Annotated in this window: 23 protein-coding genes and 1 tRNA gene; 12 read left to right on the top strand and 12 right to left on the bottom strand. The window is 72.1% G+C overall.

Features of this window, described 5'->3' with window-relative positions:
• Positions 1 to 129 precede the first annotated feature (129 nt).
• Positions 130 to 942 carry an SDR family NAD(P)-dependent oxidoreductase gene (locus ACYVOO_RS13870; protein WP_461015976.1) on the bottom strand — a complete coding sequence of 271 codons (813 nt, stop codon included), beginning with the start codon at positions 940 to 942 and terminating at the stop codon, positions 130 to 132.
• Positions 939 to 2,354, bottom strand: coding sequence for an L-fuconate dehydratase (locus ACYVOO_RS13865; RefSeq protein ID WP_461015975.1), 1,416 nt, complete (start codon positions 2,352 to 2,354; stop codon positions 939 to 941). Before ACYVOO_RS13865 ends, ACYVOO_RS13870 begins: the two co-directional genes overlap by 4 nt.
• 184 nt (positions 2,355 to 2,538) lie before the next feature.
• On the opposite strand from ACYVOO_RS13865, the gene ACYVOO_RS13860 reads away from it, so the two are divergent.
• Positions 2,539 to 3,585 (top strand): PAC2 family protein, encoded by a 1,047-nt coding sequence (locus ACYVOO_RS13860; protein ID WP_461015974.1) that lies wholly within the window; start codon positions 2,539 to 2,541, stop codon positions 3,583 to 3,585.
• Between the two features lie 354 nt (positions 3,586 to 3,939).
• Here the strand turns inward: ACYVOO_RS13860 and mshC are convergent, their stop codons facing one another.
• The 4 genes from mshC to ACYVOO_RS13840 form a co-directional block, all read right to left on the bottom strand.
• A complete protein-coding gene (gene mshC, locus ACYVOO_RS13855) occupies positions 3,940 to 5,169 on the bottom strand; it encodes a cysteine--1-D-myo-inosityl 2-amino-2-deoxy-alpha-D-glucopyranoside ligase (RefSeq protein ID WP_461015973.1) in 1,230 nt (409 codons plus the stop codon).
• Between the two features lie 164 nt (positions 5,170 to 5,333).
• Entirely contained in the window at positions 5,334 to 6,392 is a 1,059-nt protein-coding gene (locus ACYVOO_RS13850) for an SCO1664 family protein (RefSeq protein ID WP_461015972.1), read from the bottom strand.
• Positions 6,389 to 6,979: a DUF3090 domain-containing protein gene (locus ACYVOO_RS13845; RefSeq protein ID WP_453344973.1), complete on the bottom strand. Its 591-nt coding sequence runs from the start codon at positions 6,977 to 6,979 to the stop codon at positions 6,389 to 6,391. Before ACYVOO_RS13845 ends, ACYVOO_RS13850 begins: the two co-directional genes overlap by 4 nt.
• Positions 6,980 to 7,047: 68 nt before the next feature.
• Positions 7,048 to 7,806 (bottom strand): histidine phosphatase family protein, encoded by a 759-nt coding sequence (locus ACYVOO_RS13840; RefSeq protein WP_461015971.1) that lies wholly within the window; start codon positions 7,804 to 7,806, stop codon positions 7,048 to 7,050.
• 76 nt (positions 7,807 to 7,882) lie between these two features.
• Between ACYVOO_RS13840 and corA the strand changes: the two genes are divergently transcribed.
• Positions 7,883 to 8,866 (top strand): magnesium/cobalt transporter CorA, encoded by a 984-nt coding sequence (corA, locus tag ACYVOO_RS13835; protein WP_461015970.1) that lies wholly within the window; start codon positions 7,883 to 7,885, stop codon positions 8,864 to 8,866.
• A 26-nt stretch (positions 8,867 to 8,892) separates the two neighbouring features.
• Here corA and ACYVOO_RS13830 read toward each other — a convergent pair whose 3' ends face one another.
• Positions 8,893 to 9,687 (bottom strand): ferritin-like domain-containing protein, encoded by a 795-nt coding sequence (locus ACYVOO_RS13830; protein WP_461015969.1) that lies wholly within the window; start codon positions 9,685 to 9,687, stop codon positions 8,893 to 8,895.
• A gap of 303 nt (positions 9,688 to 9,990) precedes the next feature.
• A complete protein-coding gene (locus tag ACYVOO_RS13825; RefSeq protein ID WP_461015968.1) occupies positions 9,991 to 11,043 on the bottom strand; it encodes an LLM class F420-dependent oxidoreductase in 1,053 nt (350 codons plus the stop codon).
• A 75-nt stretch (positions 11,044 to 11,118) separates the two neighbouring features.
• On the opposite strand from ACYVOO_RS13825, the gene ACYVOO_RS13820 reads away from it, so the two are divergent.
• Together ACYVOO_RS13820 and ACYVOO_RS13815 are read left to right on the top strand one after the other, a co-directional pair.
• Complete coding sequence (locus ACYVOO_RS13820; protein ID WP_453344968.1) at positions 11,119 to 12,102, top strand: aldo/keto reductase; 984 nt, start codon at positions 11,119 to 11,121, stop codon at positions 12,100 to 12,102.
• Positions 12,099 to 14,252, top strand: a complete 2,154-nt coding sequence (locus ACYVOO_RS13815; RefSeq protein WP_461015967.1) for a helix-hairpin-helix domain-containing protein — start codon at positions 12,099 to 12,101, stop codon at positions 14,250 to 14,252. The genes ACYVOO_RS13820 and ACYVOO_RS13815 overlap by 4 nt, the downstream gene beginning before the upstream one ends.
• A gap of 90 nt (positions 14,253 to 14,342) precedes the next feature.
• Here ACYVOO_RS13815 and ACYVOO_RS13810 read toward each other — a convergent pair whose 3' ends face one another.
• Positions 14,343 to 15,047: a hypothetical protein gene (locus ACYVOO_RS13810; protein WP_453344967.1), complete on the bottom strand. Its 705-nt coding sequence runs from the start codon at positions 15,045 to 15,047 to the stop codon at positions 14,343 to 14,345.
• A gap of 47 nt (positions 15,048 to 15,094) precedes the next feature.
• Between ACYVOO_RS13810 and ACYVOO_RS13805 the strand changes: the two genes are divergently transcribed.
• Positions 15,095 to 15,283 (top strand): DUF5703 family protein, encoded by a 189-nt coding sequence (locus ACYVOO_RS13805; RefSeq protein ID WP_114019287.1) that lies wholly within the window; start codon positions 15,095 to 15,097, stop codon positions 15,281 to 15,283.
• A gap of 242 nt (positions 15,284 to 15,525) precedes the next feature.
• On the opposite strand, the gene ACYVOO_RS13800 is transcribed toward ACYVOO_RS13805, so the two are convergent.
• The 3 genes from ACYVOO_RS13800 to ACYVOO_RS13790 all read right to left on the bottom strand — a co-directional run bounded on the left by ACYVOO_RS13800 (position 15,526) and on the right by ACYVOO_RS13790 (position 18,306).
• Positions 15,526 to 16,344 carry a chaplin gene (locus ACYVOO_RS13800; protein ID WP_461015966.1) on the bottom strand — a complete coding sequence of 273 codons (819 nt, stop codon included), beginning with the start codon at positions 16,342 to 16,344 and terminating at the stop codon, positions 15,526 to 15,528.
• A 154-nt stretch (positions 16,345 to 16,498) separates the two neighbouring features.
• The gene (gene chpH, locus ACYVOO_RS13795; RefSeq protein ID WP_461015965.1) at positions 16,499 to 16,732 is read right to left on the bottom strand and encodes a chaplin ChpH; all 234 of its coding nucleotides are present in this window, start codon (positions 16,730 to 16,732) and stop codon (positions 16,499 to 16,501) included.
• A gap of 239 nt (positions 16,733 to 16,971) precedes the next feature.
• Entirely contained in the window at positions 16,972 to 18,306 is a 1,335-nt protein-coding gene (locus tag ACYVOO_RS13790; RefSeq protein WP_461015964.1) for a M20/M25/M40 family metallo-hydrolase, read from the bottom strand.
• A gap of 145 nt (positions 18,307 to 18,451) precedes the next feature.
• Between ACYVOO_RS13790 and ACYVOO_RS13785 the strand changes: the two genes are divergently transcribed.
• The 7 genes from ACYVOO_RS13785 (at position 18,452) to ACYVOO_RS13755 (ending at position 23,711) form a co-directional block, all read left to right on the top strand.
• Positions 18,452 to 18,539 (top strand) — tRNA-Leu (locus tag ACYVOO_RS13785).
• 362 nt (positions 18,540 to 18,901) lie between these two features.
• The gene (locus ACYVOO_RS13780; RefSeq protein WP_461015963.1) at positions 18,902 to 19,255 is read left to right on the top strand and encodes a transposase; all 354 of its coding nucleotides are present in this window, start codon (positions 18,902 to 18,904) and stop codon (positions 19,253 to 19,255) included.
• A gap of 3 nt (positions 19,256 to 19,258) precedes the next feature.
• A complete protein-coding gene (locus ACYVOO_RS13775) occupies positions 19,259 to 19,861 on the top strand; it encodes a hypothetical protein (protein WP_461015962.1) in 603 nt (200 codons plus the stop codon).
• 190 nt (positions 19,862 to 20,051) lie between these two features.
• The gene (locus ACYVOO_RS13770; protein WP_461015961.1) at positions 20,052 to 20,291 is read left to right on the top strand and encodes a transposase; all 240 of its coding nucleotides are present in this window, start codon (positions 20,052 to 20,054) and stop codon (positions 20,289 to 20,291) included.
• Positions 20,292 to 20,381: 90 nt separating this feature from the next.
• Positions 20,382 to 21,572, top strand: coding sequence for a sensor histidine kinase (locus ACYVOO_RS13765; RefSeq protein ID WP_461015960.1), 1,191 nt, complete (start codon positions 20,382 to 20,384; stop codon positions 21,570 to 21,572).
• Positions 21,559 to 22,230 carry a response regulator gene (locus ACYVOO_RS13760; protein WP_461015959.1) on the top strand — a complete coding sequence of 224 codons (672 nt, stop codon included), beginning with the start codon at positions 21,559 to 21,561 and terminating at the stop codon, positions 22,228 to 22,230. The genes ACYVOO_RS13765 and ACYVOO_RS13760 overlap by 14 nt, the downstream gene beginning before the upstream one ends.
• Positions 22,231 to 22,436: 206 nt before the next feature.
• Positions 22,437 to 23,711 carry a serine hydrolase domain-containing protein gene (locus ACYVOO_RS13755; RefSeq protein WP_461015958.1) on the top strand — a complete coding sequence of 425 codons (1,275 nt, stop codon included), beginning with the start codon at positions 22,437 to 22,439 and terminating at the stop codon, positions 23,709 to 23,711.
• Positions 23,712 to 23,970 lie beyond the last annotated feature (259 nt).

Here is a 23,970-nt window from a genome sequence, read left to right as displayed (position 1 = left end):
CTCGGTCGGTGCCTGGGTCGTGCGCTCGGTCGGTCGGTGCCTGGGCCGGTCGTTGCCTGGCTCGGTTGCTCGGTTGCTCGATTGCTCGGTCGGTCGCTCGGTCGCGGGTCCGGTGGGCGGCCGGGGCTGTTACGTACGGGTGGGCCGCAGCCGCAGGCCCTGCATGCCGCCGTCCACGGCGAACGCCGTGCCGGTGACGGCTGCCGAACGCGGGCTCGCCAGATGCGCGACGGCCTCGGCGACCTCCTCGGCCGCGACGAGCCGCCCCGCGGGCTGCCGCGCCTCCAGCGCGGCCCGTTCAGCGGCCGGGTCGTCCGCCTGGTCCAGCAGCCGGCCGACCCACGGCGTGTCCACGGTGCCGGGGTTGACGCAGTTGACGCGGATGCCCTCGCGCACATGGTCGGCCGCCATCGCGAGGGTCAGCGAGAGCACGGCGCCCTTGCTGGCGCTGTACGCGGCACGCTGCGGCAGTCCCGCGGTCGCCGCGATGGAGCAGGTGTGCGTGACGGAGACATGGCCCGGCCGCTCGACCGCAGCGCGCCGCAGATGGGGCAGCGCGGCACGGTCCGTACGCACCAGGCCGAGCACGTTGATGTCCAGCAGCCGCTGCCACTCGGCGTCGTTGTTGTCCTCCACCGTGCCGATGGCGCCGACGCCCGCGTTCCCGACGACCGTGTGCAGCCCGCCGAGTTCGTCCGCCGCGCGGTCGACGGCGGCCCGTACGGCCGCGTCGTCGGTCACGTCGGCCTTCAGCGCGAGCGTGCCGTCGGGCGCACCCGTCGGGTCGAGGTCCAGCACGGCGACCCGTGCGCCCCTGTCGCGCAGCAGTGCGGCGACGGCCGCGCCGATGCCCGAGGCGCCGCCGGTCACGAGCGCGGCCATGCCCGCGAAGTCGCCGCCGGAGGCGCCGGGCCCGCCCGGTGCTGACGGAGTGGTGGTCATCGTCCTGTCTCCCCTTCGTCGGACCCGTCGTGCTCGTCGTGCCGTCCGTGCCGTTCCGGGTGATCGCCTTCCGACCCCCGCTCCCGTCCCCGTCCCGGTGCCCGCTCCCGCCACACCGGCCCGTCCGGATAGCGGTGCGCCGCGATGGACTCGGGCCGCATCCGCGCGGAGAACCCCGGTGCCTCGGGGGCCAGGTAGCGCCCGTTCTCGACGACGGCGGGGTCGGTGAAGTGCTCGTGCAGATGGTCGACGTACTCGATGACGCGGTCGCGCCAGCTGCCGGAGACGGCGACGTAGTCGAACATCGCCAGGTGCTGGACCAGTTCGCACAGGCCGACGCCCCCCGCATGCGGGCACACGGGCACCCCGTATTTGGCGGCGAGCAGCAGGACGGCCAGGTTCTCGTTGACACCGGCGACGCGTGCCGCGTCGATCTGGACGAAGTCCACGGCCTCGGCCTGGAGGAGCTGCTTGAAGACGACGCGGTTGGCCGTGTGCTCGCCCGTGGCGACCTTCACCGGCTGGCCCGCGCGGATGGCGGCGTGGCCCAGGATGTCGTCGGGGCTGGTCGGCTCCTCGATCCAGTGCGGTGCGAAGGGCGCCAGCTCCGCCATCCAGCGCACGGCTTCCGCCACGTCCCAGCGCTGGTTCGCGTCCACGGCGATGCGCACCCCGGGGCCGACCGCCTCGCGGGCCAGCCGCATCCGGCGCACGTCGTCCGCCAGGTCCCCGCCGACCTTCAGCTTGATCTGCGTGAAGCCGTCGGCGACGGCCTCCTTGGCGAGCCGCACCAGCTTGTCGTCGGCGTAGCCGAGCCAGCCGGGAGAGGTGGTGTAGGCCGGGTACCCGTGCGCGCGCAGCCGCGCCGTCCGCTCGGCCCGGCCCGGCTCGGCGGCGCGCAGCAGGCCGAGCGCGTCCTCGGGGGTCAGCGCGTCGGTGAGATGGCGGAAGTCGACGAGCGCGACGAGTTCCTCGGGGCTGAACGAGGCGAGGTACTCCCACAGCGGCAGCCCGGCGCGCTTGGCCGCCAGGTCCCACGCCGCGTTGACGACGGCGCCCGCCGCCATGTGCATCACGCCCTTCTCGGGGCCGAGCCAGCGCAACTGCGAGTCGTGCGTCAGCTCCCTGTGGAACCCGCCGAGGTCGCCGGTGACCTCGGCCAGCGGGCGGCCGACGACGTAGGGGCGCAGCGCTTCGAGCGCGGCGACGACCACGTCGTTGCCGCGGCCGATGGTGAAGCAGAAGCCGTGCCCCTCCTCGCCGTCCGGGGCGTCGGTGCGCAGGATCAGATAGGCGGCGGAGTAGTCGGGGTCGGGGTTCATGGCGTCCGAGCCGTCGAGCTGCTCCGAGGTCGGGAAGCGGACGTCGTGGATCTCGGCCTCGGTGACGCGATACATCGGACCTCTGCTCATACATCCGATGTATAGCGGTGTCGTCTCCGCGGAGTCCAGAGGTGTGCACCGAGGATCTGAAGGCGTGCGAGGACTGCGGCACGGGCACCGTCACGCCGTAGGCTGGGGGCCGCACATAACACGTAAGAGGAACGGCAGCCGGTACGGAGCGAGGCGCTCCGCTCCGGCCGGAAGGAGGCGCTGGGTGATCGAGCTCGAGGGAGTTCCCGAGCTGGTCGACCCGGTCATGGTGGCCGCGTTCGAAGGCTGGAACGACGCCGGCGACGCAGCCTCCACGGCGGTCGGACATCTGGAGCGGGAGTGGAAGGGCGAGGTGTTCGCGGCCCTGGACGCCGAGGACTACTACGACTTCCAGGTCAACAGGCCCCAGGTGTGGCTGGACGGCGGGGACCGGAAGATCACCTGGCCGACGACCAGGCTCGCCGTGGTCCGCGTCGACGACGCGGGCGGCAAGGGCAAGCAGCGCGATCTGGTCCTGGTGCGCGGCATCGAGCCGAGCATGCGCTGGCGGTCGTTCTGCAACGAGATCCTGGGCTTCGCGCACGAACTGGGCGTGGAGATGGTCGTGGTGATGGGCTCGCTGCTCGGTGACACCCCGCACACCCGGCCCGTCCCCGTGACGGGCGTGACCTCGGACCCGGACCTGGCGCGCACGATGAACCTGGAGGAGTCGCGCTACGAGGGCCCGACGGGCATCGTCGGCATCCTCCAGGAGGCGTGCACCCACGCGGGCGTCCCCGCGGTCAGCCTGTGGGCCGCCGTCCCGCACTACGTCTCGCAGCCGCCCAACCCGAAGGCGACCCTCGCCCTCCTCAACCGCCTCGAAGACCTCATCGGCATCAACATCCCCATGGGCGAACTGCCCGAGGACGCGCGCGCGTGGCAGTTGGGCGTGGACCAGCTGGCGGCCGAGGACAGCGAAGTCGCCGAGTACGTGCAGTCGTTGGAGGAGGCCAGGGACACGGCGGAACTGCCGGAGGCGTCGGGCGAGGCCATCGCCAAGGAGTTCGAACGCTATCTGCGCCGCCGCGACGACGGCCCGACGAGCGGAACCGCCACGGGCAGCGCAGCGGAATCCGGTCCCGGAACGTATCTGCGGGACACGAGCACGGGCCGCAACCGCGCTCCGAAGCCCTCGGCGAAGGACGAGGACGCGGAACAGAAGGAACAACAGGAACAGCCGGAACAGGACCCAAAGCGGGAGTCATCCGACGACTCGGACGACGACTGACGCTCCGCGCTGAGCGGCGCCCCGTTCACGGGAGGCGTGAGCGCCCGCACGCGACGAACGGGCCGCACCCGTCAGGGTGCGGCCCGTCGTCCGCCGACCAGGGGCACCTCCCCAGGGGCGCGGGGAACTGCGCGCTCAACCCGAACGCACCCGCACCCGGAGAAGCACAGCCAGAGGCACCCACCCAGGGGCGCGGGGAACTGCGCGCTCAACCCGAACGCACCCGCACCCGGAGAAGCACGCCAAGGCGCACGGCGCACCCCGTACGAGGCCGCTCAAGGCCAGGCGGGGCCAGGCAGGACGGGCCGGAACCGGCCCGACCCACGCCAGCCCGACCCACCCCGAGGCCACCGCCTAAAGCGCGACGCCCAGCAGCGCGTCCACCGCGCGGGAGACCAGCCCCGGCGCGCCCTCGTCCGAGCCGCCGTCCGTCTCCTGGGTCCGGGCCCAGCGGTCTACGGCGGCCAGGGCGCGAGGCGCGTCCAGGTCGTCGGCGAGGGCCTCGCGGATCTCCTCGACCAGCGCCTCGGCCGACGGCCCGTCGGGACGGGAGACCGCCGCGCGCCAGCGTGCGAGCCGCGCCTGGGCCTCGTCCAGTACCTCGTCCGTGTACTCCCAGTCGGCGCGGTAGTGGTTCGCCAGGAGCGTGAGTCTGATGGCCGCCGGATCGACGCCGTCCTTGCGGAGCTGCGAGACGAAGACCAGGTTGCCCTTGGACTTCGACATCTTCTCGCCGTCCAGCGCCACCATCCCCGCGTGGACGTAGGTCTTCGCGAAGGGGTGCTCGGACGTCAGCGCCTGGGCGTGCGAGGCGCCCATCTCGTGGTGCGGGAAGGCCAGGTCCGAGCCGCCGCCCTGCACGTCGAAGCCCATCCCGAGGTGCTCCAGCGCGATGGCCACGCACTCGATGTGCCAGCCTGGCCGCCCGGTGCCCAGGGAGGCGCCGTCCCAGCTCGGCTCCCCGTCGCGGGCCGCCTGCCACAGCAGGGGGTCCAGGGGGTTCTTCTTGCCAGGCCGCTCCGGGTCCCCTCCCCGCTCGGCGGACAGCAGCCGCATGTTCTCGGCGTCGAGCCGGGAGACCTCGCCGAAGTGGGGGTCGGCGTCCACGGAGAAGTAGGTGTCGCCGTCCAGCTCGTAGGCGGCGCCCAGGTCACGCAGCCGCTCCACCATCGGGACGATGCGCGGAATGGACTCGACCGCGCCGATGTAGTGCTTCGGCGGCAGCATCCGCAGCGCGGTCATGTCCTCACGGAACAGCGCGGTCTCGCGCTCCGCCAGGGACTCCCAGTCGTCACCGGTGGCGACGGCCCGCTCCAGCAGCGGATCGTCGATGTCGGTGACGTTCTGTATGTAGTGAACCTGCCGCTTGGTGTCGAGCCACACGCGCTGAACGAGGTCAAACGCGTTGTAGGTCGCCGCGTGACCCAGATGGGTCGCGTCGTACGGCGTGATGCCGCAGACGTAGATACGCGCGACGGAACCGGGGACGAGGGTGACCCGTCCGTCGGTCGAGGTGTCGTGAATCCTCAGGTCGCGACCCTGACCAGGCAGGGCGGGGACCTCGGAAGCGGGCCAGGCATGCATGCATCGAGCCTAACCCGGACTGCTGTTCCGTATTCGGACGGGAGTCGACAGGTCCGTTCGAGCCCGACGGAAATGGCCGGATAGGCACTCTTGCCAGCGCACGCCACCCCCGCATCACGGCCCCCCGCCGCACCCGCCGACCCGCACCCGCCGGCCCGCGTCCGTCAGACGGGCGGCCAGGGGATGGCGGGCCAGTCCCCGCTGGGCAGGGGGTGGCGCCCCGAGCTGAGCAACGCCTCGGTCCGCTTCCGCAGGGCGTCCAGCTCGGCCTCCGTGATCAGCTCCGCCAGCCGGACGGCCAGCGGGGCGCCGTCGGCCAGGGACGAGGCGAGGCCGCGCAGCACCGCCACCGCCTCCGCGGTCAGCTCCTCGCCCGCCCAGCCCCACAGCAGCGTGCGCAGCTTGTCGTCGGCGTTGAAGGTGACGCCGTGGTCGATGGCGTGGAGCCCGCCCGTGGCGTCGGTCAGCAGATGGCCGCCCTTGCGGTCGCCGTTGTTGATGACCGCGTCGAGCACGGCCAGGCGGCGCAGCCGGGGGTCGTCCGCGTGCACGAGCAGCGCGGTGCGGTCCTCGCCGACGTCCACGAAGCCGATGGCCTTCCAGCCCTCGCCCGGCTCGTCGCCCTCCACGAGGGCCAGCAGGGGCGTCACGCCCTCCCCAGGGCCCTCAGCGTCCCCTGCCGACTCGTCGTGCCCCTGGGCTCCCTCGGACCCCTCAGAGCCCTCTCCAGCCGCTCCGGCCTCTCCGTCTTCCTCCGCCGCCTCGATCCAGAGCTGGCACATGCCCTCGCCGTAGGGGCCGTCCCGCAGCACCGTCGGAGGCACCAGGTCCCAGCCGGTGGCCCGCGAGACCTCGTACGCGGCGACCTCGCGCCGCGCGAGGTTCCCGTCAGGGAAGTCCCACAGGGGGCGCTCCCCCGCGACGGGCTTGTAGACGCAGTCGAGGAGGCGGCCCTCGTGCTCGACGCCGCAGAAGAGGACCGCGTTCGAGGCACCGGGGATACGTCCCCGTACGGTCAGCTCGCCGTGCGTCAGCACGGCCAGCACCTCGGCACCGGTACCGGCACCGGCCTCCGTACGGGCGACGGCTACGCGCCCGGCACCGGAACCGGCACCCGCGTCACCGTGGGCACCCGCACCGGAACCGGAGGCGTCGGAAGCGTCAGTGGCGTCGGGGGCGTCAGGAACGTCGGAGGGTTCGGGAGGGGTGGTGTCGGGCCTCATTCGCCGCGCCGGTATCCGTTCTGGCGCGGACATACGTGTCCCTCCGGGTCGAGCGGCAGGCTGCACAGGGGGCACGGCGGGCGCCCGGCGTTCACGACCTCCAGGGCGCGCTTGGCGAACGCGCGCGCCTGGGTGCCGCTGAGGCGGACCCGCAGCATCGGCGGGCCGTTCTCGTCGTCCTGGAGCAGCCGCTCCTCGGCCTCGGCGAGGTCCTCGTCGGAGTCGGCCTCCAGCTCGACGACGGCCTGCGCCTCGACGACCATCCGCTCGCCCTCGCCGTCCCAGGCCAGCGCCATGGTGCCGACGCGGAACTCCTCCTCGACGGGCGACTGGAGCGGATCGGTGTCATCGATCTCGGGCGGGGCCACGGCGGGCACGGGCGCGTTGCCGCCCGAGCGCCGCACGACCTCGTCCAGCAGCTCGTCGATCCGCTCGGCGAGCGCTTCGACCTGCGCCTTTTCCAGAGCGACACTGGTGGTACGACCCGAGGCCGACGCCTGAAGGTAAAAGGTGCGCCGCCCTGGGAGCCCGACCGTACCGGCGATGAATCGGTCCGGCGGGTCGTAAAGGAACACCTGACGGGACACGTCCTGCTCCGTTGAAGTTGACGACTACTCGGTCAATGGCACCCTACTGCGCGCGCCGATCATCGCGCCTACGCGCCGCCCCCCACAGTGGCGTTGGCCTCTCGCACGTCCCGCGCGCCGTCTCCCGCCGCCTTCCCCGCTTCCGTTCCGGCCTCGGTCCCGGCCTCCTTGCCGTCCTCCTCCGCCGGGGCCTCGGGGGGCGCGAGGGAGCCCAGCTCGCCGGTCTCGCCGAGCCTGAGCAGGAAGGGGCGCAGCGGCGTGTAGCGGATGGCGGTCACCGAGCAGGGGCCGACGGAGATCCGCTGGAAGAGGTCCAGGTGCATGCCCAGCGCGTCGGCGACGATGGATTTGATGATGTCGCCGTGCGAGCACATCGCGTACGTGGCGCCCTCGCCGTGCTCGGCGGCGATCCGCGCGTTCCAGTCCCGTACGGCCTCGACCGCGCGGGCCTGCATCCCGCGCATCGACTCGCCCCCGGGAAAGGCGGCGGCCGAGGGGTGCTGCTGGACGACGTTCATCAGCGGCTCCTCGGACAGCTCGCTGAGCTTGCGCCCGCTCCAGTCGCCGTAGTCGCACTCCCCGACGCGCTCGTCGGTGTGCAGCGGCAGCTCAGGGCGGGCCTGCGTCAGCGGGGCCATGGTCTCCTGGCAGCGCTGGAGCGGGCTGGTGACGACGGCCGCCAGCGGCAGCCCTTCGAGCCGTCCTGGCAGCGCGGCGGCCTGCGTACGGCCGTGCTCGTCCAGGGCGACGCCCGGGGTCCAGCCCGCGAGCAGTCCTGCGGTGTTGGCGGTGGACCGGCCGTGCCGGACGAGGATCAACGTGGGCATGTCCGCAACCCTAAGCGAGCCGCCGAATGGGCGGTCGTCCGGTTGTGCGACGGGCGTGACGGGGGAGAATTCCCACGTGATCGTGGACTGCGCCATCTACCAGGACGGGCGCCGCACGGAGGGCCCGTCGGACTTCTCCGAAGCACTGTCCAAGGCACGCGGAGCAGGGGACGCGTTCCTGTGGATCGGCCTGCACGAGCCGACCGAGGACGAGTTCTCGCGGGTGACCAGCGATTTCGCGCTCCACCCCCTGGCCGTCGAGGACGCGCTGTCCGCGCACCAGCGGCCGAAGCTGGAGGTCTACTCCGACTCGCTCTTCCTGGTGCTGAAGCCCATGTCGTACGACGACACCTCGGGCACGGTCAGCACGGGAGAGTTGATGATCTTCGTGGGCGACTCGTTCGTGGTCACCGTGCGCCACGGTTCGGCCAACCCGCTCGGCACCGTGCGGGAGCGGCTGGAGGAGGACCCGGAACTGCTCAGACAGGGCCCTACGGCGGTGATGTACGCGGTGAGCGACGCCGTGGTGGACCGCTATCTGGAGATCGGCGTCGATCTGCATGTGGACCTGGACGATCTGGAGGAGGTCGTCTTCGCGCCGGAGGGCCAGGTGCGGCGGAGCACGGCGAGCCGGATCTACGACTTCAAGCGCCAGGTCCTGGAGTTCCGCCGCTCCACCACACCGCTGTCCGAGCCCATGGAGCGGCTCGCGGGTGCCGGGGTGCCCTTCGTGCACGGCGGCTCCCGGCCCTTCTTCCGGGACGTCAGCGACCACCTCACCCGCGTGAACGAGCAGGTCGACGGCCTCGACCGGCTGCTGTCCGACATCCTCTCGGCGCATCTGGCGCAGATGGGGGTGCGCCAGAACGACGACATGCGCAAGATCTCCGCCTGGGCCGCGATGTTCGCGATCCCGACGGCCATCGCCGGGGTCTACGGCATGAACTTCGACCACATGCCGGAGCTGCACTGGGTGTGGGGCTATCCGGCGGTGATCGCGGTGATGGCCGCTGCCTGTTTCGCGCTCTACCGGGTCTTCAAGCACCGCGGCTGGCTCTGAAAGGGTCCCGGGGCCGTACGCGGGTTTCAGGCGAACTCGGGCGCAGAGGGGGCAGCCGGGCCGCCGCCCATCGCGTCGCGCCGCTCGGGCATCGTCAGCGCGACCAGCCGCCGCCAGCCGAGCAGCCGCTCGTACACGTAGACCGCGTGGATGCCCAGCGCCAGCGCCCCGTACTTCGCCTTCGGCCAGCCCAGGATGCGCCCCATCCTTGCCATCACGGCGAGGCTCACGTCGCGGTAGGCCCGCATCTCGACGCGGACGCTCTCCCGCAGCAGCCGGTGGATGGTGCACGCGTGTCCCGCGCGGGCCAGCCGCAGCAGTTCCTCGTGGCAGTAGGCGAGGTGGTTGTCCTCGTCAGCGGAGATCATCTTGACGGCCCTGCCGATGTCGGGGTCGTCCCCGAAGTGCTTCGTGAGCAGCGCCATCTGGCTCGCGGCCCGCTCCTCCGTGATCCGGCTGTGGGCGAGGTAGGCCAGGACGTCGTGCTCGGTCAGCCGCTCCTCGCGGCGCAGCTTCTCGTGCGCCAGGCCGATGCCCAGGCCCTCCAGGAGCATGGTGTAGTCGGTGTCCTCGGGCACCTCGACGGGTTCGAGCCCACGCTTGCGCAGCAGGGCGTGGAACAGGCGCCCGTGCTTGTCCTCGTCGGCGCCGTGCCGCGCCACCTTCGGGGCCAGCGCGCGCTGGCTCTCGGGGAGGAGCGCGGCGATGCGCCCGTTCTCCCAGCCGCCCTGCGCCTCCCCGCTCGCGGCGATGGAGCAGAAGAGCCGGAACGACTCGTCGTCGCCGAGGATCTCCTGGAAAAGACTTCTGGCCGAGAGCATCGAACCCACCTCCGTGCAGGTAACCCGGAGGATGAGTCAAATGCGGCATACCCGGACAGGCAACACCTCCACGCCGGAGCTGCGCCGAACGAAGGAGCCCGCTGGTGCCTCCGGGTGCGTGTTCCGGGTACGTCCCGTACCCACGGGCGGGCCCGCGGGCCCGTAACCCCGCCAGGACCCCGCGCGTTGTGCCCCGTGACGGCCGTGGCGGGGAAGACCCCCGAGCCCCCACCACGGCCGCGATACCTCAGACGCTTCCCCTCGCCCTCCGGGCTCGGTTCAGGGCTCGGTTCAGGGCTCGGTTCAGGAAGCCACCCCGGCCCGCTCCAGGGCCTCCACACCGGCCCGCACGGACGCGATGCGCTCCTCGCGGGTGAAGCCCGCGGGGGCCAGCGAGAGTGTGGTCGCCCCGGCCTCGGCGTAGGCGCGCATACGGTCCGCGATGCGGTCGACGGGGCCGAGCAGCGTGGTGGAGTCGATCAGCTCGCGGGGCACGGCCGCCGCGGCGCCCTCCTTGTCGCCCGCCAGGTACTTGTCCTGGATCTCGGCGGCCTCCTTCTCGTAGCCCATGCGCTGCGCGAGCTTGTTGTAGAAGTTCTGCTTGCGGCTGCCCATGCCGCCTACGTAGAGCGCGGTGTAGGGCCGGAAGAGGTCGGCGAGCCCGTCCACGTCGTCGCCCACGGCCATCGGGACGGTCGGGCACACGTCGAAGCCCGCGAAGTCCTTGCCCGCCTTCTCGCGCCCGGCGCGCAGGTGCTGGAGCGTGGTCTCCTCGGCGTGCTCGGGCGAGAAGAAGATCAGCAGCGCTCCGTCGGCGATCTCGCCCGTCTGCTCCAGGTTCTTGGGGCCGATCGCGGCGATGTAGAGCGGGATCTCCTCGCGCACCGGGTGCACGGTGAGCTTGATCGGCTTGCCGGGCCCGTCGGGCAGCGGCAGCGTCCAGTGCTCACCCTCGTGGGTCAGGCGCTCGCGGGACATGGCCTTGCGGACGATCTCCACGTACTCGCGGGTGCGGGCCAGCGGCTTGTCGAACTTCACGCCGTACCAGCCCTCCGACACCTGCGGCCCGGAGACACCGAGCCCGAGCCGGAAGCGCCCGCCGGAGAGCGAGTCGAGGGTGGCCGCCGTCATCGCGGTCATCGCGGGCGTACGGGCCGGGATCTGGAAGATCGCCGAGCCGACGTCGATGCTCTCCGTCTGGGCCGCGACCCAGGAGAGCACGGTGGGCCCGTCCGAGCCGTAGGCTTCGGCGGCCCAGCAGACGGAGTAGCCGAGGCGGTCGGCCTCCTGGGCGACGGCGAGGTTGTCCGCGTCCATGCCGGCGCCCCAGTAACCGAGGTTGATCCCGAGCCGCATCACGGCCCCCTTACTGATCAGTAACGTCCCTGTCCCCCGGACTGTAACGCGGGGCCGCAAGTAACCTCAACGGCCATGGAGCAAAGGCACCTGGGCCGCACGGGCCTGCGCGTATCCCGGATCGGGCTCGGCACGCTCACCTGGGCCAGGAACACCGGCGAGCGCGAGGCCGCCGACCTGCTGAAGGTTTTCTGGGAGGCGGGCGGCACCCTCGTGGACACCGCCGACGTCTACGCGGACGGAGGTGCCGAATATCTCCTCGGCAAGCTGCTGGAGGGGCTGGTGCCCCGGCGCGATCTGGTGATCGCCACGAAGGCGGGCAGCGTGCCCGACCCCGAGCGCCGCTTCGACGGCTCCCGTGGCCACCTCCTCGACGCGCTGGACGCCTCCCTGGAGCGCCTCGGCACCGACTACGTCGACCTGTGGCAGGTGCACGCCTTTGACCCCATGACGCCGCTCGACGAGACCCTCGGCGCCCTGGACATGGCCGTCAGCTCGGGCCGGGCCCGCTACGCGGGGATCTCCAACTTCTCCGGCTGGCAGCTCGCCAAGGCCGCCACCTGGCAGCTCGCCGCGCCCGGGACGCGCACGCGGCTGGCGAGCACGCAGATGGAGTACTCGCTGCTCCAGCGCGGCGTCGAACGCGAGGTGCTGCCCGCCGCGCTGGACCTCGGCGTCGGACTGCTGCCCTCCTCGCCCCTGGGGCGCGGCGTACTGACGGGCAAGTACCGCCACGCCACCCCGCCCGACTCGCGGGGCGCCTCCGATCTGATGGCCGCCTTCGTCGCCCCGTACCTGGACGAGGAGGCGGCGCGGATCGTGGACGCGGTGACGACGGCCGCCGACGGACTGGCCGTCAGCCCGCTCCACGTGGCCCTGGCCTGGGTGCGCGACCGGCCCGGAGTCGCCGCGCCGATCATAGGAGCACGCACGTCGCAGCAGCTCACGGCGGCTTTGTCAGTGGAGGGGCTTAGTCTTCCTGACGAGATCTGCCGGGCGCTCGACGATGTGTCGGCCCCGGTGCACCGCTATCCCGACCAGGACTGGAGCGAGCTGTGACGACCGACAAGGCAGCCGAACTCCTCGCGGCCGTACGCGCGGTGGAGAGCGGCGAGCGCTCCGCCGCTTCGTTCTTCGCCGAGCCCGAGCAGGCGCAGCGCCGCGCCGCGCGCCCACCGGCCAGGGCCGCCGGTCCGGGGCCCGCGTCCGGACCCGGCCCCGGCCCCGACGCGGGAGGCGCCGCGCCGGGCCCCCGTACGGTGCCCGACGCCGTGCGGGCCGTGCTCGCCGAGGGCGGCGCGCCGGAGGAGCTGGCCGCACGGGTCGTGGAGACCCTGGGCGAGCAGGCGGACGAACTGCTGCGCACCGACCCCTGGCAGCTCCTCGCCGTCCCTGGCGTGCGCCCCGAGCAGGCGGACGGCTTCGCCCGCGCGCTGCTGGGCGACGACTGCGGGCCCGATGACGAGCGGCGCGCCCAGGCCCTGGTCGGCTGGCTGCTGGAGCGCGCCGCGCTGGCGGGGCACACCGTGCTGGAGCCCGCCGCGCTCGCCAAGAGCCTCGCGCAGCACTCCGTCCCCGATGCCGAGGAGGCGGTGCGCTCCGCCGTGGACGCGGGCGCGGTGCTCGTCTTCGAGGACGCGCTGGACGCACTGGGCGGCGCCGGTACCGGCGCCCCGGTCCCCTCCCAGGCGGCGCCCGCCGGAGAAGGGGAGCCCGGAGAGGGCGAGGAGGAGCGGCCGGTACGGCTGCTGATGGGCCTGGACCGCTATGCCCTGGCCGAGGAGTCCCTGGCCGACGGCCTGGCCCGCGTCACCAGCACGTTCACCCCGCCCCCGGAGCACGCGGAGGACGAGGAAAACGAGGACGCGCCGGGAGCGGACGCGGACGCTGAGGCGGCTCCGGATGCGGACGCGGGTGCCCCGGCCGCCCCGGTCGTGGACCGCGCGGCCTGGGAGGCCGCGGCCTCCGCCGCCCCCTCCCCCTCCGCCGCCGAGCTGATCCGCGCCGCCTCCGCACACGGCCTGGTGGCCCACACCGGGGGCGAGGCCGCCCGCGCCGAACCCCTCGCGCTGGTGGCCGCGGCCAGAGCGCTGGGCCTGCGGGCCTACGCGGCGACGCACACGGAGGACGGACGGCTCCGCGCCGCCCGCTTCCTCACCGGGAGCGCCGGGAGCGCCGGGAGCGCCGGGACCGCAGACGAGAACGGTGCCGACGCCACTCCGGCCGACGGTTCGGCCGCGGTCACCGTCGCCGGGCTGCTCAGCGGCCGTGAGGGCCCGGGGCGCGACGAGGACGGGGCATGGGCCCTGGACCTCCTCGCGGTGTGCGACGCTCCGCTGCTCGACGCCGAGACGGCCACCATGCTCACGGAGTCGCTGCCGGACGGCGTGCGCCTCGTCCTGAGCGGGGATCCGATGGTGCTGGGCTCCGCCGGGCCAGGGCGGGTCTTCGCCGATGTGCTGGCCTCGCGCACCTGCCCGCAGATCGCTTCCCGTACGCCCGACCCAGGGCCCGTCGGCGAGCTGGTCTCGGGCATCGGCATCGGCGAGCTGAACCAGGTGGAGGCGCCCGGCAAGGAGGTCGTCATCGTGCCCGTGCGCGACGCGGGCGAGGCCGTGCACCGCACCGTCCAACTGGTCGCCGATTCGGTGCCCCGCGCCATCGGCGTCCCCACCGAGCACACCCAGGTGGTCACGCCAGGACACGGCGGCGCGGCGGGCACCCGCGCGCTGAACGCCGCGCTCAAGGAACGGCTCAACCCGGGTCCGGGGCGCTTCGGCGGCTTCGATCCCGGAGACCGCGTCGCCCACTCCCCCGCGCCCGGGCGCACGACGGTGGGCACCGTCGTCACCGCCGACGAGGCCGGGCTCCACCTCGACTGCTCGGGGCTCCCCGTGGTCGTCCCGCGCGAACGGGTCGCCGAGTCGGTTCGGCACGGCTGGGCGGTCACGGCGCACCAGGCGGCCGGGACCCGCTGGCCCGCCGCCGTGGTCGTGCTGCCGGGCGATGCCACGAGCGCCCTGACCCGCGAGTGGGTCTACACCGCGTTCGGCCGCGGCGCGCGCCATCTGTCCGTCGTCCACGGCGCCGAGGAAGCGCTGCCGCGCGCCGTCTCCTCCGTACGAGCCCCTGAGCGCACCACCCGGCTGCGTACGCTGCTGGTCCAGGCAGCCCGCGTCGCCACCGCCCCGGCGGAGCCGCCGGAGTAGCCCGGCCCTGGAAACCCGGGGAGGCCCGGCCCGCACAGGGCCGAGCCTCCTCAAAGCGGTGCACGACGACGGCTCCCCGCCCCCTGCCAGCTATCGCGCGGGCGTGCCGCCCTCCAGCCCCTCGTCGTCCAGTTCCAGCCCCAGCTCCTCCTCGTCGAAGGCCGAGCTGACGTCGAAGCGGCACACCACCCGTTCGGGGTCGGCCTGGTCGAAGGGCACGGACAGCCACTCCCCCGGTTCGCCGGGCTCGTCGGCGGCCTGCACCCACAGGGTGGAGTCGCCCTCCTCCAGGCCGAACTCCTTGTGCCGGGTCGCGATCTCGTCCGCCTCGTACTCCCCGAAGAGCACTCCCAGCGCGGCGTGCACGCTGCTGCCCGCCGAGGACCCGGCGATGCCGTCGTCGTCGGCCGAGTCCGGGTCGAGGTCGGTGACGCGCTGCGCCTGGGCGAGCAGCCGCTGTGGATGGGCGACGGTGTAGTCCCGCCGTATCAGCACAGTGAGGGCGTTGGGCTCCTCCGGGCCCGTGTAGGGCGGCATGGTGTCGCCGCCGGGGATCTCGAAGGGGGTGACCTCGTCGTAGACCTCGTAGAGAAGTTCGTCGTACGCCTCACCCGCCGCGGCCAGCTCGTCGAACGCGGCGTAGACGGCGGCGTCGGGCGCGGCGGGGTCCTCGCCGTCCTCTCCCGTCCCCTCCGCCCGTCGCTCGACCGCGTCGAGGTGCCGGTCCAGCGCGGCTTTGACCGCCTCAGCGGCGGCGCGTACGTCGGCAGCGGTGGGCTGCGCAGCATCAGACATAGTGCAGACGCTATCCGCAGAGGGCCCGTGCCCGCACAATAGATGAGATGCCGGAATACGAATTTCGCGATGTGTACGTGCCTCGCGGGGTCTCCCGCAAGGCCGCGACCCAACTGCTGACCGACCATGCCGAGTACGGGCACTGGGAGTTGGCCCGCACGCGGCTCTATCCCGACGGAAGCCGGAGGGTGCGGCTGCGCCGCCGCATCATCCGCCAGCTCCGGGCCACCTGGTGAACCCGGGCGCCTCCAGGGGGCCGCGCGGCCCTCATGTGTGCGACCGCAAGGCCCCGCGACACGACGGAGCGGGCCCCGCTGATGCGGGGCCCGCTCCGTCGTCCGCCGGGCGAGGCCCTGGAACGTGTGCCGAGGGGTGCTGCTGAGGCGCCGGGGCCGTCAAGCACCGGCCGCGGCCGTGACCTCAGCGCCGCGACCGGAACCGGACCCGGAAGCGGGTCCGCCGCGACGGGCCCGCGCGCTCAGTGCCGGGCGGTCCGACGACCGCCGCGAGCGCGCCGGAAGAGGACATAGCCACCGACCAGGAACCCCGCGCCGAGGGGCGCGGCGAGGGCCAGGCCCTGCCCGGCACCGCTCTCGGCCAGCTCGCCGCCCGCGCCGAAGACGGAGGTGTCACCCGAGCCGCCGCCTTCCGGGGAGGACCCGGCACGCACGTCGGCCTGCTTGGCCGAGGACCCCGCCTCCGGCGTGCCGCCCGAGCCGTCGCCGTGTTCGCCCGTGTGCTCGCCCGACCGGGGGTCGCCCTTGCCGTCCTGCGGGCCCGTGTCCGTCCGCCCCGACCGCGGGTCGTTGTGCGCGGGCTGACCGTGGCCGCCCGGCGCGCTCTGCTGCGACGTCGCGGGATACCCCGAGGACCTGTCCCCGCAGCCGTTGCCCATGGCGGGGTTGCCCACGCCGACGACGTTCGCGCTGTTCCCGCAGAGGTCCACGGGAACGTCGACGGGCGCCTTCACGTTGTTGCCCGAGCCGACCCCCGGCGAGTTCGCCGTCCCGCCCTCGGCGCGCGCCTGGGACCCGTGGCCCCCGCCGTGCGAGCCGCCGTCACCGGCGCAGCGGTTGCCCGTGGCCGGGTTCAGCGCACCGACCACGGAGACGGTGTTGCCGCACGCGTTGACGGGCGCGTCCACGGGAACCTCGACGGAGTTGCCCGAGAGCACGCCCGGCGAGTTCTCGGCGCCGCCCTTGGCGTCCGAGTCCGCGAGCGCGGCGCTGCCCGTCATCGCCAGCACACCGCCCGCCGCGGCTACGGTGATCAGGCCCTTTCTGGTGACCTGTCGCATGCTTCGATCCCCTGCCTTGCCTTCTGCCTACGTAACGCGAGGGGGCGGCCCCCGAGGGGACGCCCCACTCGCCCGAAAGGCCCGACGACCCCGGAGCGCGCTACGCGCTCCGGGGCCCGCCGGGCTTCACATCCTCATGAGCTGAGGCGCAACGTCAGTCGTTGACGCAGGTGTTGCCGAAGGCGGGGTTCAGCAGGCCGATCACGTTGATGGTGTTGCCGCAGACGTTCACCGGAACGTGGATCGGGGCCTGGACGGTGTTGCCCGAGAGCACGCCGGGAGAGTTGACAGCGGCGCCCTGGGCACCGGAGTCGGCAACGGCCATGCCCGCACCCGCGAGCAGCAGACCGCTGGTGGCAGCCGCGGCGGCGACAACCTTCTTGATCATGATTCCTCCTAGTTGGCAATGCGGTCCCAGCCGCGGACCGCATCACCTGTAACGAGGAAGGGGGAATCAGGCTACGAGCAGACCGACGTATTCACTCGTCCCGGTCAACGGGCACGAAAGACCGAATACCGAATTCGCGGTACGGCCATGTCCGTTCGCGGCCGTACGGATTCTCCGTACGGCCGCGTCATGCCTGCTCAGCGGCTTCGAGCCGCCCCTGGGAAGCGCCGAGGGCGCCGTCAGCACTGGTCGAGGAAGCGGTCCAGGACCCGCACCCCGAACTGGAGTCCGTCCACCGGGACGCGCTCGTCCACCCCGTGGAACATACCCGCGAAGTCCAGCTCCGGGGGCAGCTTGAGCGGCGCGAAACCGAAGCAGCGGATGCCCAGGTCGTCGAAGGACTTGGCGTCCGTGCCGCCCGACAGCATGTACGGCACGGCACGGGCGATGGGGTCCTCGGCCTTCAGCGACGACTGCATGGCCTCCACCAGCGCGCCGTCGAAGGTCGTCTCCACCGCCTTGTTCGCGTGCACGTCCTCGCGGCGCACGCGCGGCCCGAGGACCCGGTCCAGATCCGCGAGGAACTCCTCCTCGTACCCGGGCAGGTAACGGCCGTCGACGTGGGCCGTGGCCTGGCCCGGGATGACGTTGACCTTGTACCCGGCGCCGAGCTGGGTCGGCGCGGCCGTGTTCTGGAGCGTCGCCCCGATGAGCTTGGCGATGCCGCCCAGCTTGGCGAGGGTCTCCTCCATGTCCTCGGGGTCCAGCTCGGTCCCGAACGCGTCGGACAGCTCGTCCAGGAAGGAACGCACGGTCTTGGTCACCCGGACGGGGAACTTGTGCCGCCCCAGCCGTCCCACGGCCTCGCACAGCTCCGTGATCGAGTTGTCGTTGTTCGTCATCGACCCGTGCCCGGCGGTGCCGTCCACGGTGAGCCGCATCCAGTGGATGCCCTTCTCGGCGGTCTCGATCAGATAGAGCCGCAGGTCCTCGTTGACCGTGAACGAGAAGCCGCCGACCTCGCCGATCGCCTCCGTCACCCCGTCGAAGAGGTCCCGGTGGTTGTCGACCAGGTGCCGCGCGCCGTAGACGCCGCCCGCCTCCTCGTCCGCGAGGAAGGCGAGTACGACATCGCGCGGGGGCTTGCGGCCCGTGCGCAGCCGCTCGCGTACGACCGCGAGGGTCATCGCGTCCATGTCTTTCATGTCGACGGCGCCGCGGCCCCAGACGCAGCCGTCGGCGATCTCGCCTGAGAAGGGGTGGTGCGTCCAGTCGTCGGCGTTGGCCGGGACGACGTCCGTGTGCCCGTGGATCAGGAGCGCGGGCCGGGAGCTGTCCTCCCCCTCGATGCGGGCTACGGTCGAGGCACGGCCCGGCTGGGACTCGATGACCTGCGGGTCCAGGCCGACCTCGGCCAGCTTCTCCGCGACGTACTCCGCGGCCTTCCGCTCCCCTGGCCCCTCGTTGCCCCCGTAATTGCTGGTGTCGATCCGGATCAGGTCGCGGCAGATGTCGACGACCTCACTTTCGGCGTTCACACCACTACGGTCCGGTGCCGGGCTCGACTGAGTCACGCTGCCTCCTCGTATCGCGCGGTCGCCCCCATCCTCCCGCTTCCCGCGCGGCTCCCCAAGCGCCGGAGGCGTGTGATCGACCGCCCCTGAACCAGTGCTAAAGTTGACTCCGTCGCCACGGCCACGGGCCGGGCGCTCCACTCTTGTCGGGGTGGCGGAATGGCAGACGCGCTAGCTTGAGGTGCTAGTGCCCTTTACAGGGCGTGGGGGTTCAAGTCCCCCTCCCGACACCAGCTAAGACCCCTGCTGAGCAGGGGTTTTTGCATTTCCACCCCTGCGGCGTGACCAACCACGTGACCAACGGGGATGATCTTGCTCAGGTCAGACCGGAGAGCCTGCTCCTGTCCGCGCTGGACGCGGCCAGCTTCACCGCACCTTCCTTTCGGCGCCTGCCGTGCCAGCACGCCCTCATCGACCAGGTCCTTGACCCTGTCGGGGATCTTGGGGTTTCCCGGCGCGGCAGCATGATCAGCGGGCAGGCTCGCGTTGTTCCGTAGGCCGATGCCGTCGTCAAGGTGCCCGTTGTCGCTCCGTCCCCGTTCCGGTGAGCAGGTCCCGCCTCTGACTGCGCAGGTCGCGCGGGCGAGCAGCCCGGGTGGCACGACGGCGATACCCGGGTGGCACGACGGCGATATGGGTACGGGACCGCCTTGATGGGCTGTGGAACGACGAGGATTTCATCGACTGGTACCCGCGGGACGGGCGTCCGGGGCTCTCACCCGCTCAGCTGGCCACCGTCTGTGTGCTGCAGTTCCTGCTCGGCCTGGCGGACCGGCAGGCCGCCGAGTCGGTCCGCTGCCGCATCGACTTCACGTACGCCATGGCCATGGAGCTGGACGATCCCGGGTTCCATCACAGCGTGCTGGCCGACTTCCGCGGCCGTCTCGCCGAAGACAGCCGTGCTGACCGACTCCTCGACCTCGCGCTGGCCCGTCTGAAGGAGGCCTGACTGGTGCGCAAGCGCACCGACTCCGCCCACGTCCTGGCCGCGGTGCAGGACCTGATCCGCCTGGAGCTGATCACCGAGGCCGTCCGCGCCGCGCTCGAAGAAGTCGCTGCCACCTCCCCTCATCTGCTCGACGAGCTGGTCGATGAGGACTGGGGACACCGCTACGGTCGGCCGGTCCGCCTGGGCAAGAACCCCACCAAGCCCAAGACCAGAATCCTGGCCACCGGCAACGACGCCGTCCGGCTCCTGGAACACCTCTACCGGAACGGAGCAGACCGCGCGTCCGGTCCTCGTATCCAGGCCCTGCGCCAGATCACGGTGCGCAACTACCACCGTGACGACGCAGGGCGCTTGTGCTGGCGCACCACCGAGAAGGAAGGCGGCCCCGGGCTGCCTCCCTCGTCCTGGGCCGTCGTCTCTCCCTACGACACCTCAGCCCGTTACGCCCGTCACGGACACATCATCAGCTGGAAGGGATTCGCCGCTCACCTGACCGAGACCTGCGCTCCCGACGGCCCACGTGATCACGGACGTGGTCACCACCGCGGCCGCCACCCACGACAGCCAGGTCCTGCCCGGCATCCTCACCCACCGCGGCCCCGCTGATCGTGGCCCGGTTCACCAAGAGCCAGTGCCGCTCCTGCCCCGCCCCTGCTCCGTCCGTTCCCACTGCACGTCCACCGCCGACAGCGCCCGCACCGTGGGCTTCCCCCTAGAACTCCGCGACCTGTAGCTCCGCGTCCGCACCGAGCAGCAGACGCCCGACTGGAAGACCCGCTACGCGGTCCGCTCCGGGGTGGAGGGCACGGTCAACGAATTCGCTCACGGATACGGGATGCGTCGCTGCCGCTGCCGAGGACAGGGGAAGGCCCGCGTCCAGCACGTCCTGACGGCCATCGCCGTCAACATCGAACGCCTCAGCGGGCTTCCACCTGCCGAGGAAGCCCCCATACCCCGCCGACCGACTGCCTCCCAAAACTACCTCGACCGGCGCGAGATCCCCCGGCCGAAGTCGTGGCGAACCCTGGGCACCTGACCTCGGCGCCTCCAAGATCCCCGACAGAGTCGAGCTGAGTGGCTCTTTGGAGTGACGAAGACCAGCTCAAGAGGTCATAGTCTCGGCCGGATGAACGAGTTCGAAGGCCGGTGGCCCGGTTGGGGTGCCGATGCAGGGTTGGTCGTGCTGACGTTTCTGCCGCCACTGTTGTCGCAGCCGTACGTGGACACCTCCGCGCCGGCGTGGGCCTCGCTCATGATGTACGAGGCATTGGGCATGGTGGTCCTACTGCTGAGGCGACGGCTGCCGGCCGCCGCCTTCGTCGCATGTTTCGCGGCCCTGCTGGGGGCGTTGGTCGGGAGCGCGGGTGCGGGGGCCAAGCTGTCGCCGCTGGTCTTCCTGCCGCTGGCGGTGCTGCTCTACAACCTGGGCAGCCGCTGCGCGAGCTGGAGGCGGACGGGGTCGGCGGTCCTGGGTGCCATCGTGCTGGGCGTGGCCGGTCTGTGGCTGAACCGGCTGACGACCGATTCCGGTGATTTCCAGGGCGGTCTGGACGTGCTCGCCGCGCTGGCCCCGATGCCGCTGGCGTGGGCGATGGGGTTCGCCGCACGGACCCGGCAGACGCTGCTGGCCTCAGCCGAGCAGCGGGCGGCCGACGCGCGCCGGGCGCAGGCCCTGGAGGCTGCGCAGGCCACGCAACGTGAACGGGCACGGATCGCCGGTGAGATGCACGATGTGGTCGCGCACTCGCTCACCTTGCTCGTGGTGCACGCGGAGACACTGCGGGCCCGTGGCAGCGAGCTGCCCGATTGGGCTCGCGCCCAGGTCGACGGGTTGGCGGCGGCGGGCCGGCAGAGCGGTGGTGAACTGCGTGATCTGCTGCGGATGCTGCGTGACCCGGCGGACGCGGCGCCACTCCAGCCCGTGCCCGGCCTCGGTGAGCTGGAAGCGTTGCTGGAAAGTCACCGTGCCGCGGGAGGGGTGGCGGAGCTGACAATGGACAGCGCACTGGAATCCGTACCGGGGGCGGTGCAGCTGGCGGGCTACCGCGTCGTGCAGGAGGCACTGGTCAACGCCCGTCGGCATGCGCCCGGAGCACCAGTCCGGGTGAGTGTCGACGGCGTCGTGGGAGAGCTGAGGTGCGAGGTCGTGAACGGGCCCGGGACGCGGCGCGGCACAGCCGGCGCGGGCATCGGGCTCGGCTTGATCAGCATGGAGGAACGCGTGGGTGCGGTGGGCGGAGAGCTCACCGCTGGGCCGACCGGGGAAGGCGGGTTCCGCGTCGTGGCCACGCTGCCGCTGGAGAGTGCCGGTGTTTGAGCAGATCAGTGTGCTCGTCGTGGACGACGAGCCGATCATCCGCGCCGGTCTGAGCGCGATCCTGGACAGTCAGACCGACCTTACCGTGGTGGGCACCGCGAACGACGGGGAGGAAGCCGTCGAGGCATGTGCGCGGCTGCGGCCGGACGTCCTGCTGATGGACATCCGTATGCCGCGCCGTGACGGGCTGTGGGCGCTGACCGAGTTGGGCCGCCGCGCACTGCTCGGGCCGGGACGCAGCCGGGTGCTGATGCTGACGACGTTCGACCTGGACGAGTACGTCGACGACGCGCTCGCGGCCGGGGCGTCGGGGTTCCTCCTGAAGAACAGTGCGTACGAGGAGCTGACCGGAGCCGTACGCGCCGCGGCGGCGGGGCACAGTGCGCTGAGTCCCGCGGTGACCCAGCGGATCATCGCGGGCCATCTCAGCGGCCGGCGACAGCCCAGCGACCAGGCGCTGGCCCGGCTGAGGGACCTCACGGAGCGGGAACTCGACGTGCTGCGACTGGTCCGGGACGGGCTGAGCAACGCGGAGATCGCCGCCCGGCTCGTGGTGAGCCTGCACACGGTGAAGACGCACGTCAGTCGCGTACTGACGAAGACCGGCTGTCAGAGCCGGGCGCAGGCGGCGGTGCTGGCCCGCAACACCCTGTCCTGAACGCCCGGGACGGCGGGGCGCCGTGACCCCGCGGGTCATTCCTTGGAGTGACCCCGGGCCAGTGGGAAGCCCGACATCGAGCGATGTACCCGGGGCGCGTCACTGACTGAATGGTTGCTGTGCGCGGGACCCCCAGGAAGCTCAATACATGGGTGCCCGGTCCCTCGACGCACGCAGCACATCGTCATGCGCCGAAGGGAACTGTCATGTCCGCATTCACGTCGTCTCGCCGCCACTGGGTCTGTCGGGGGGCGCTGACCACGGCGCTGGCGACCTGCATGGGGGCGGCACTCGTGAGCTGTTCGGATACGGGGTCGGAGGAGGCCGGGCGGAGCGTGGCGAGTCCGGCGGCCGACACGCAGTTGGCCAACCTCGCGCAGCAGGCGGCGGACACCGGCTCCCTGGGCGTCATCGTCCGCGTCGACACCGGCGACGGGAAGCCCGTCGAGGTCGCCCGGCAGGCCGCCTGGACGGCGGACGACCACACCATCGCCGCCGGCGACCGGTTCCGGGTCGGCTCCAACACCAAGACGGTCACCGCGACCCTCGTTCTGCAACAGATCGCCGAGAAGAGGATCAGCCTCGACGACACGGCGGAGAAGTGGCTGCCCGGCCTGGTCGAGGGCGGCCAGGACATCACCGTCCGGATGCTGCTCAACCACACCAGCGGTCTGGGCGACTTCCTCCTGACCCCGAAGTTCCTGGCCTCCCTCACCGGCCGGCAGGAGCGCACCTGGACGCCGGAGCAGCTCCTCGCCATCACGCCCCAGCAGGAGTCCGTGCCCGGTGAGACGTACTCCTACAGCAACGCCAACTACGAGGCGCTCGGACTCATCCTGGAGAAGGCCACCGGCCGGCCCCTGGCCGATCTGATCGAGGAGAAGATCACCGAGCCGCTCGGCATGAAGAACTCGTACCTGGCCACGGACGGCGACTGGGACACCGGCGCGCGACACGTGACCGGTTACGAGCCGGACGCCGGGCGCCTGAAGACCATCCTCTCCGGGGTCGTGGACCTGCCCGAAGGCGTCGGATTCACCGGTCCCGAACGTCCCCAGGGCAACATCGACACCTCCGCCATCGACCCGAGCTGGTCCTGGGCCGCGGGCGGCATGGTCTCCACCGCACAGGACTGGCAGCGCTTCCTGACCGCGCTGATCTCCGGCGAGCTGCTGCCCGAGGCGCAGATGAAGCAGATGCGCACCACGGTCGACGCCCCCGAGGAGGGCGGCGGCTATGGGCTGGGCCTGATGCGGGTGGACACCTCCTGCGGCACCGTCTGGGGGCACACCGGCGGCCTGCCCGGCTACTCCAGCGAGATCTACACCGACGCGAGCGGCCGACGCAGCGTAGCGGTCCTGACGAGCACCAACTTCGGCATCAAGGAAGAGAAGGCCGCCGCCGCGAACAAGGCCCTTGTCGAGGCGGCCACCTGCCGGATGCTCGGCGAGCCTAAGCCCTCGGACAGCCCGGCCGGATGACAGCCGGGGAGGCGGGCCGCCCCTGATTCCGCCCCCGCTGACGACCCGGGGTGGGACGGCTGCCGTGCAGCTCACGTGGTCGCCGCACCCGGCTCGGGGACGGGTGAAGCGGCGTTCCGGGAAACGGAGCCGTGTTCCCCGCCACTGCCAAGGCCCCCATGGTCACGTCCAACTCCCGGACGACCACCGCGAAGGTCGGGGCCATTGACGCCTGCGACCTGTGGCCTGGGGGTGTAGGTGATGGTCACCGTTCCGGCAG

The sequence above is a fragment of the Streptomyces daliensis genome, assembly GCF_054782395.1.
This window is presented reverse-complemented; position numbering and strand designations above follow the sequence as displayed.

What these genes read in the sequence shown, in the direction of transcription:
- ACYVOO_RS13870 (WP_461015976.1), bottom strand. Translation starts at nt 942, where the DNA reads ATGACCACCACTCCGTCAGCACCGGGCGGGCCCGGCGCCTCCGGCGGC.
- ACYVOO_RS13865 (WP_461015975.1), bottom strand. Translation starts at nt 2,354, where the DNA reads ATGAGCAGAGGTCCGATGTATCGCGTCACCGAGGCCGAGATCCACGAC.
- mshC (WP_461015973.1), bottom strand. Translation starts at nt 5,169, where the DNA reads ATGCATGCCTGGCCCGCTTCCGAGGTCCCCGCCCTGCCTGGTCAGGGT.
- ACYVOO_RS13850 (WP_461015972.1), bottom strand. Translation starts at nt 6,392, where the DNA reads ATGAGGCCCGACACCACCCCTCCCGAACCCTCCGACGTTCCTGACGCC.
- ACYVOO_RS13840 (WP_461015971.1), bottom strand. Translation starts at nt 7,806, where the DNA reads ATGCCCACGTTGATCCTCGTCCGGCACGGCCGGTCCACCGCCAACACC.
- ACYVOO_RS13830 (WP_461015969.1), bottom strand. Translation starts at nt 9,687, where the DNA reads ATGCTCTCGGCCAGAAGTCTTTTCCAGGAGATCCTCGGCGACGACGAG.
- ACYVOO_RS13825 (WP_461015968.1), bottom strand. Translation starts at nt 11,043, where the DNA reads ATGCGGCTCGGGATCAACCTCGGTTACTGGGGCGCCGGCATGGACGCG.
- ACYVOO_RS13820 (WP_453344968.1), top strand. Translation starts at nt 11,119, where the DNA reads ATGGAGCAAAGGCACCTGGGCCGCACGGGCCTGCGCGTATCCCGGATC.
- ACYVOO_RS13810 (WP_453344967.1), bottom strand. Translation starts at nt 15,047, where the DNA reads ATGTCTGATGCTGCGCAGCCCACCGCTGCCGACGTACGCGCCGCCGCT.
- ACYVOO_RS13805 (WP_114019287.1), top strand. Translation starts at nt 15,095, where the DNA reads ATGCCGGAATACGAATTTCGCGATGTGTACGTGCCTCGCGGGGTCTCC.
- ACYVOO_RS13800 (WP_461015966.1), bottom strand. Translation starts at nt 16,344, where the DNA reads ATGCGACAGGTCACCAGAAAGGGCCTGATCACCGTAGCCGCGGCGGGC.
- chpH (WP_461015965.1), bottom strand. Translation starts at nt 16,732, where the DNA reads ATGATCAAGAAGGTTGTCGCCGCCGCGGCTGCCACCAGCGGTCTGCTG.
- ACYVOO_RS13765 (WP_461015960.1), top strand. Translation starts at nt 20,382, where the DNA reads ATGAACGAGTTCGAAGGCCGGTGGCCCGGTTGGGGTGCCGATGCAGGG.
- ACYVOO_RS13755 (WP_461015958.1), top strand. Translation starts at nt 22,437, where the DNA reads ATGTCCGCATTCACGTCGTCTCGCCGCCACTGGGTCTGTCGGGGGGCG.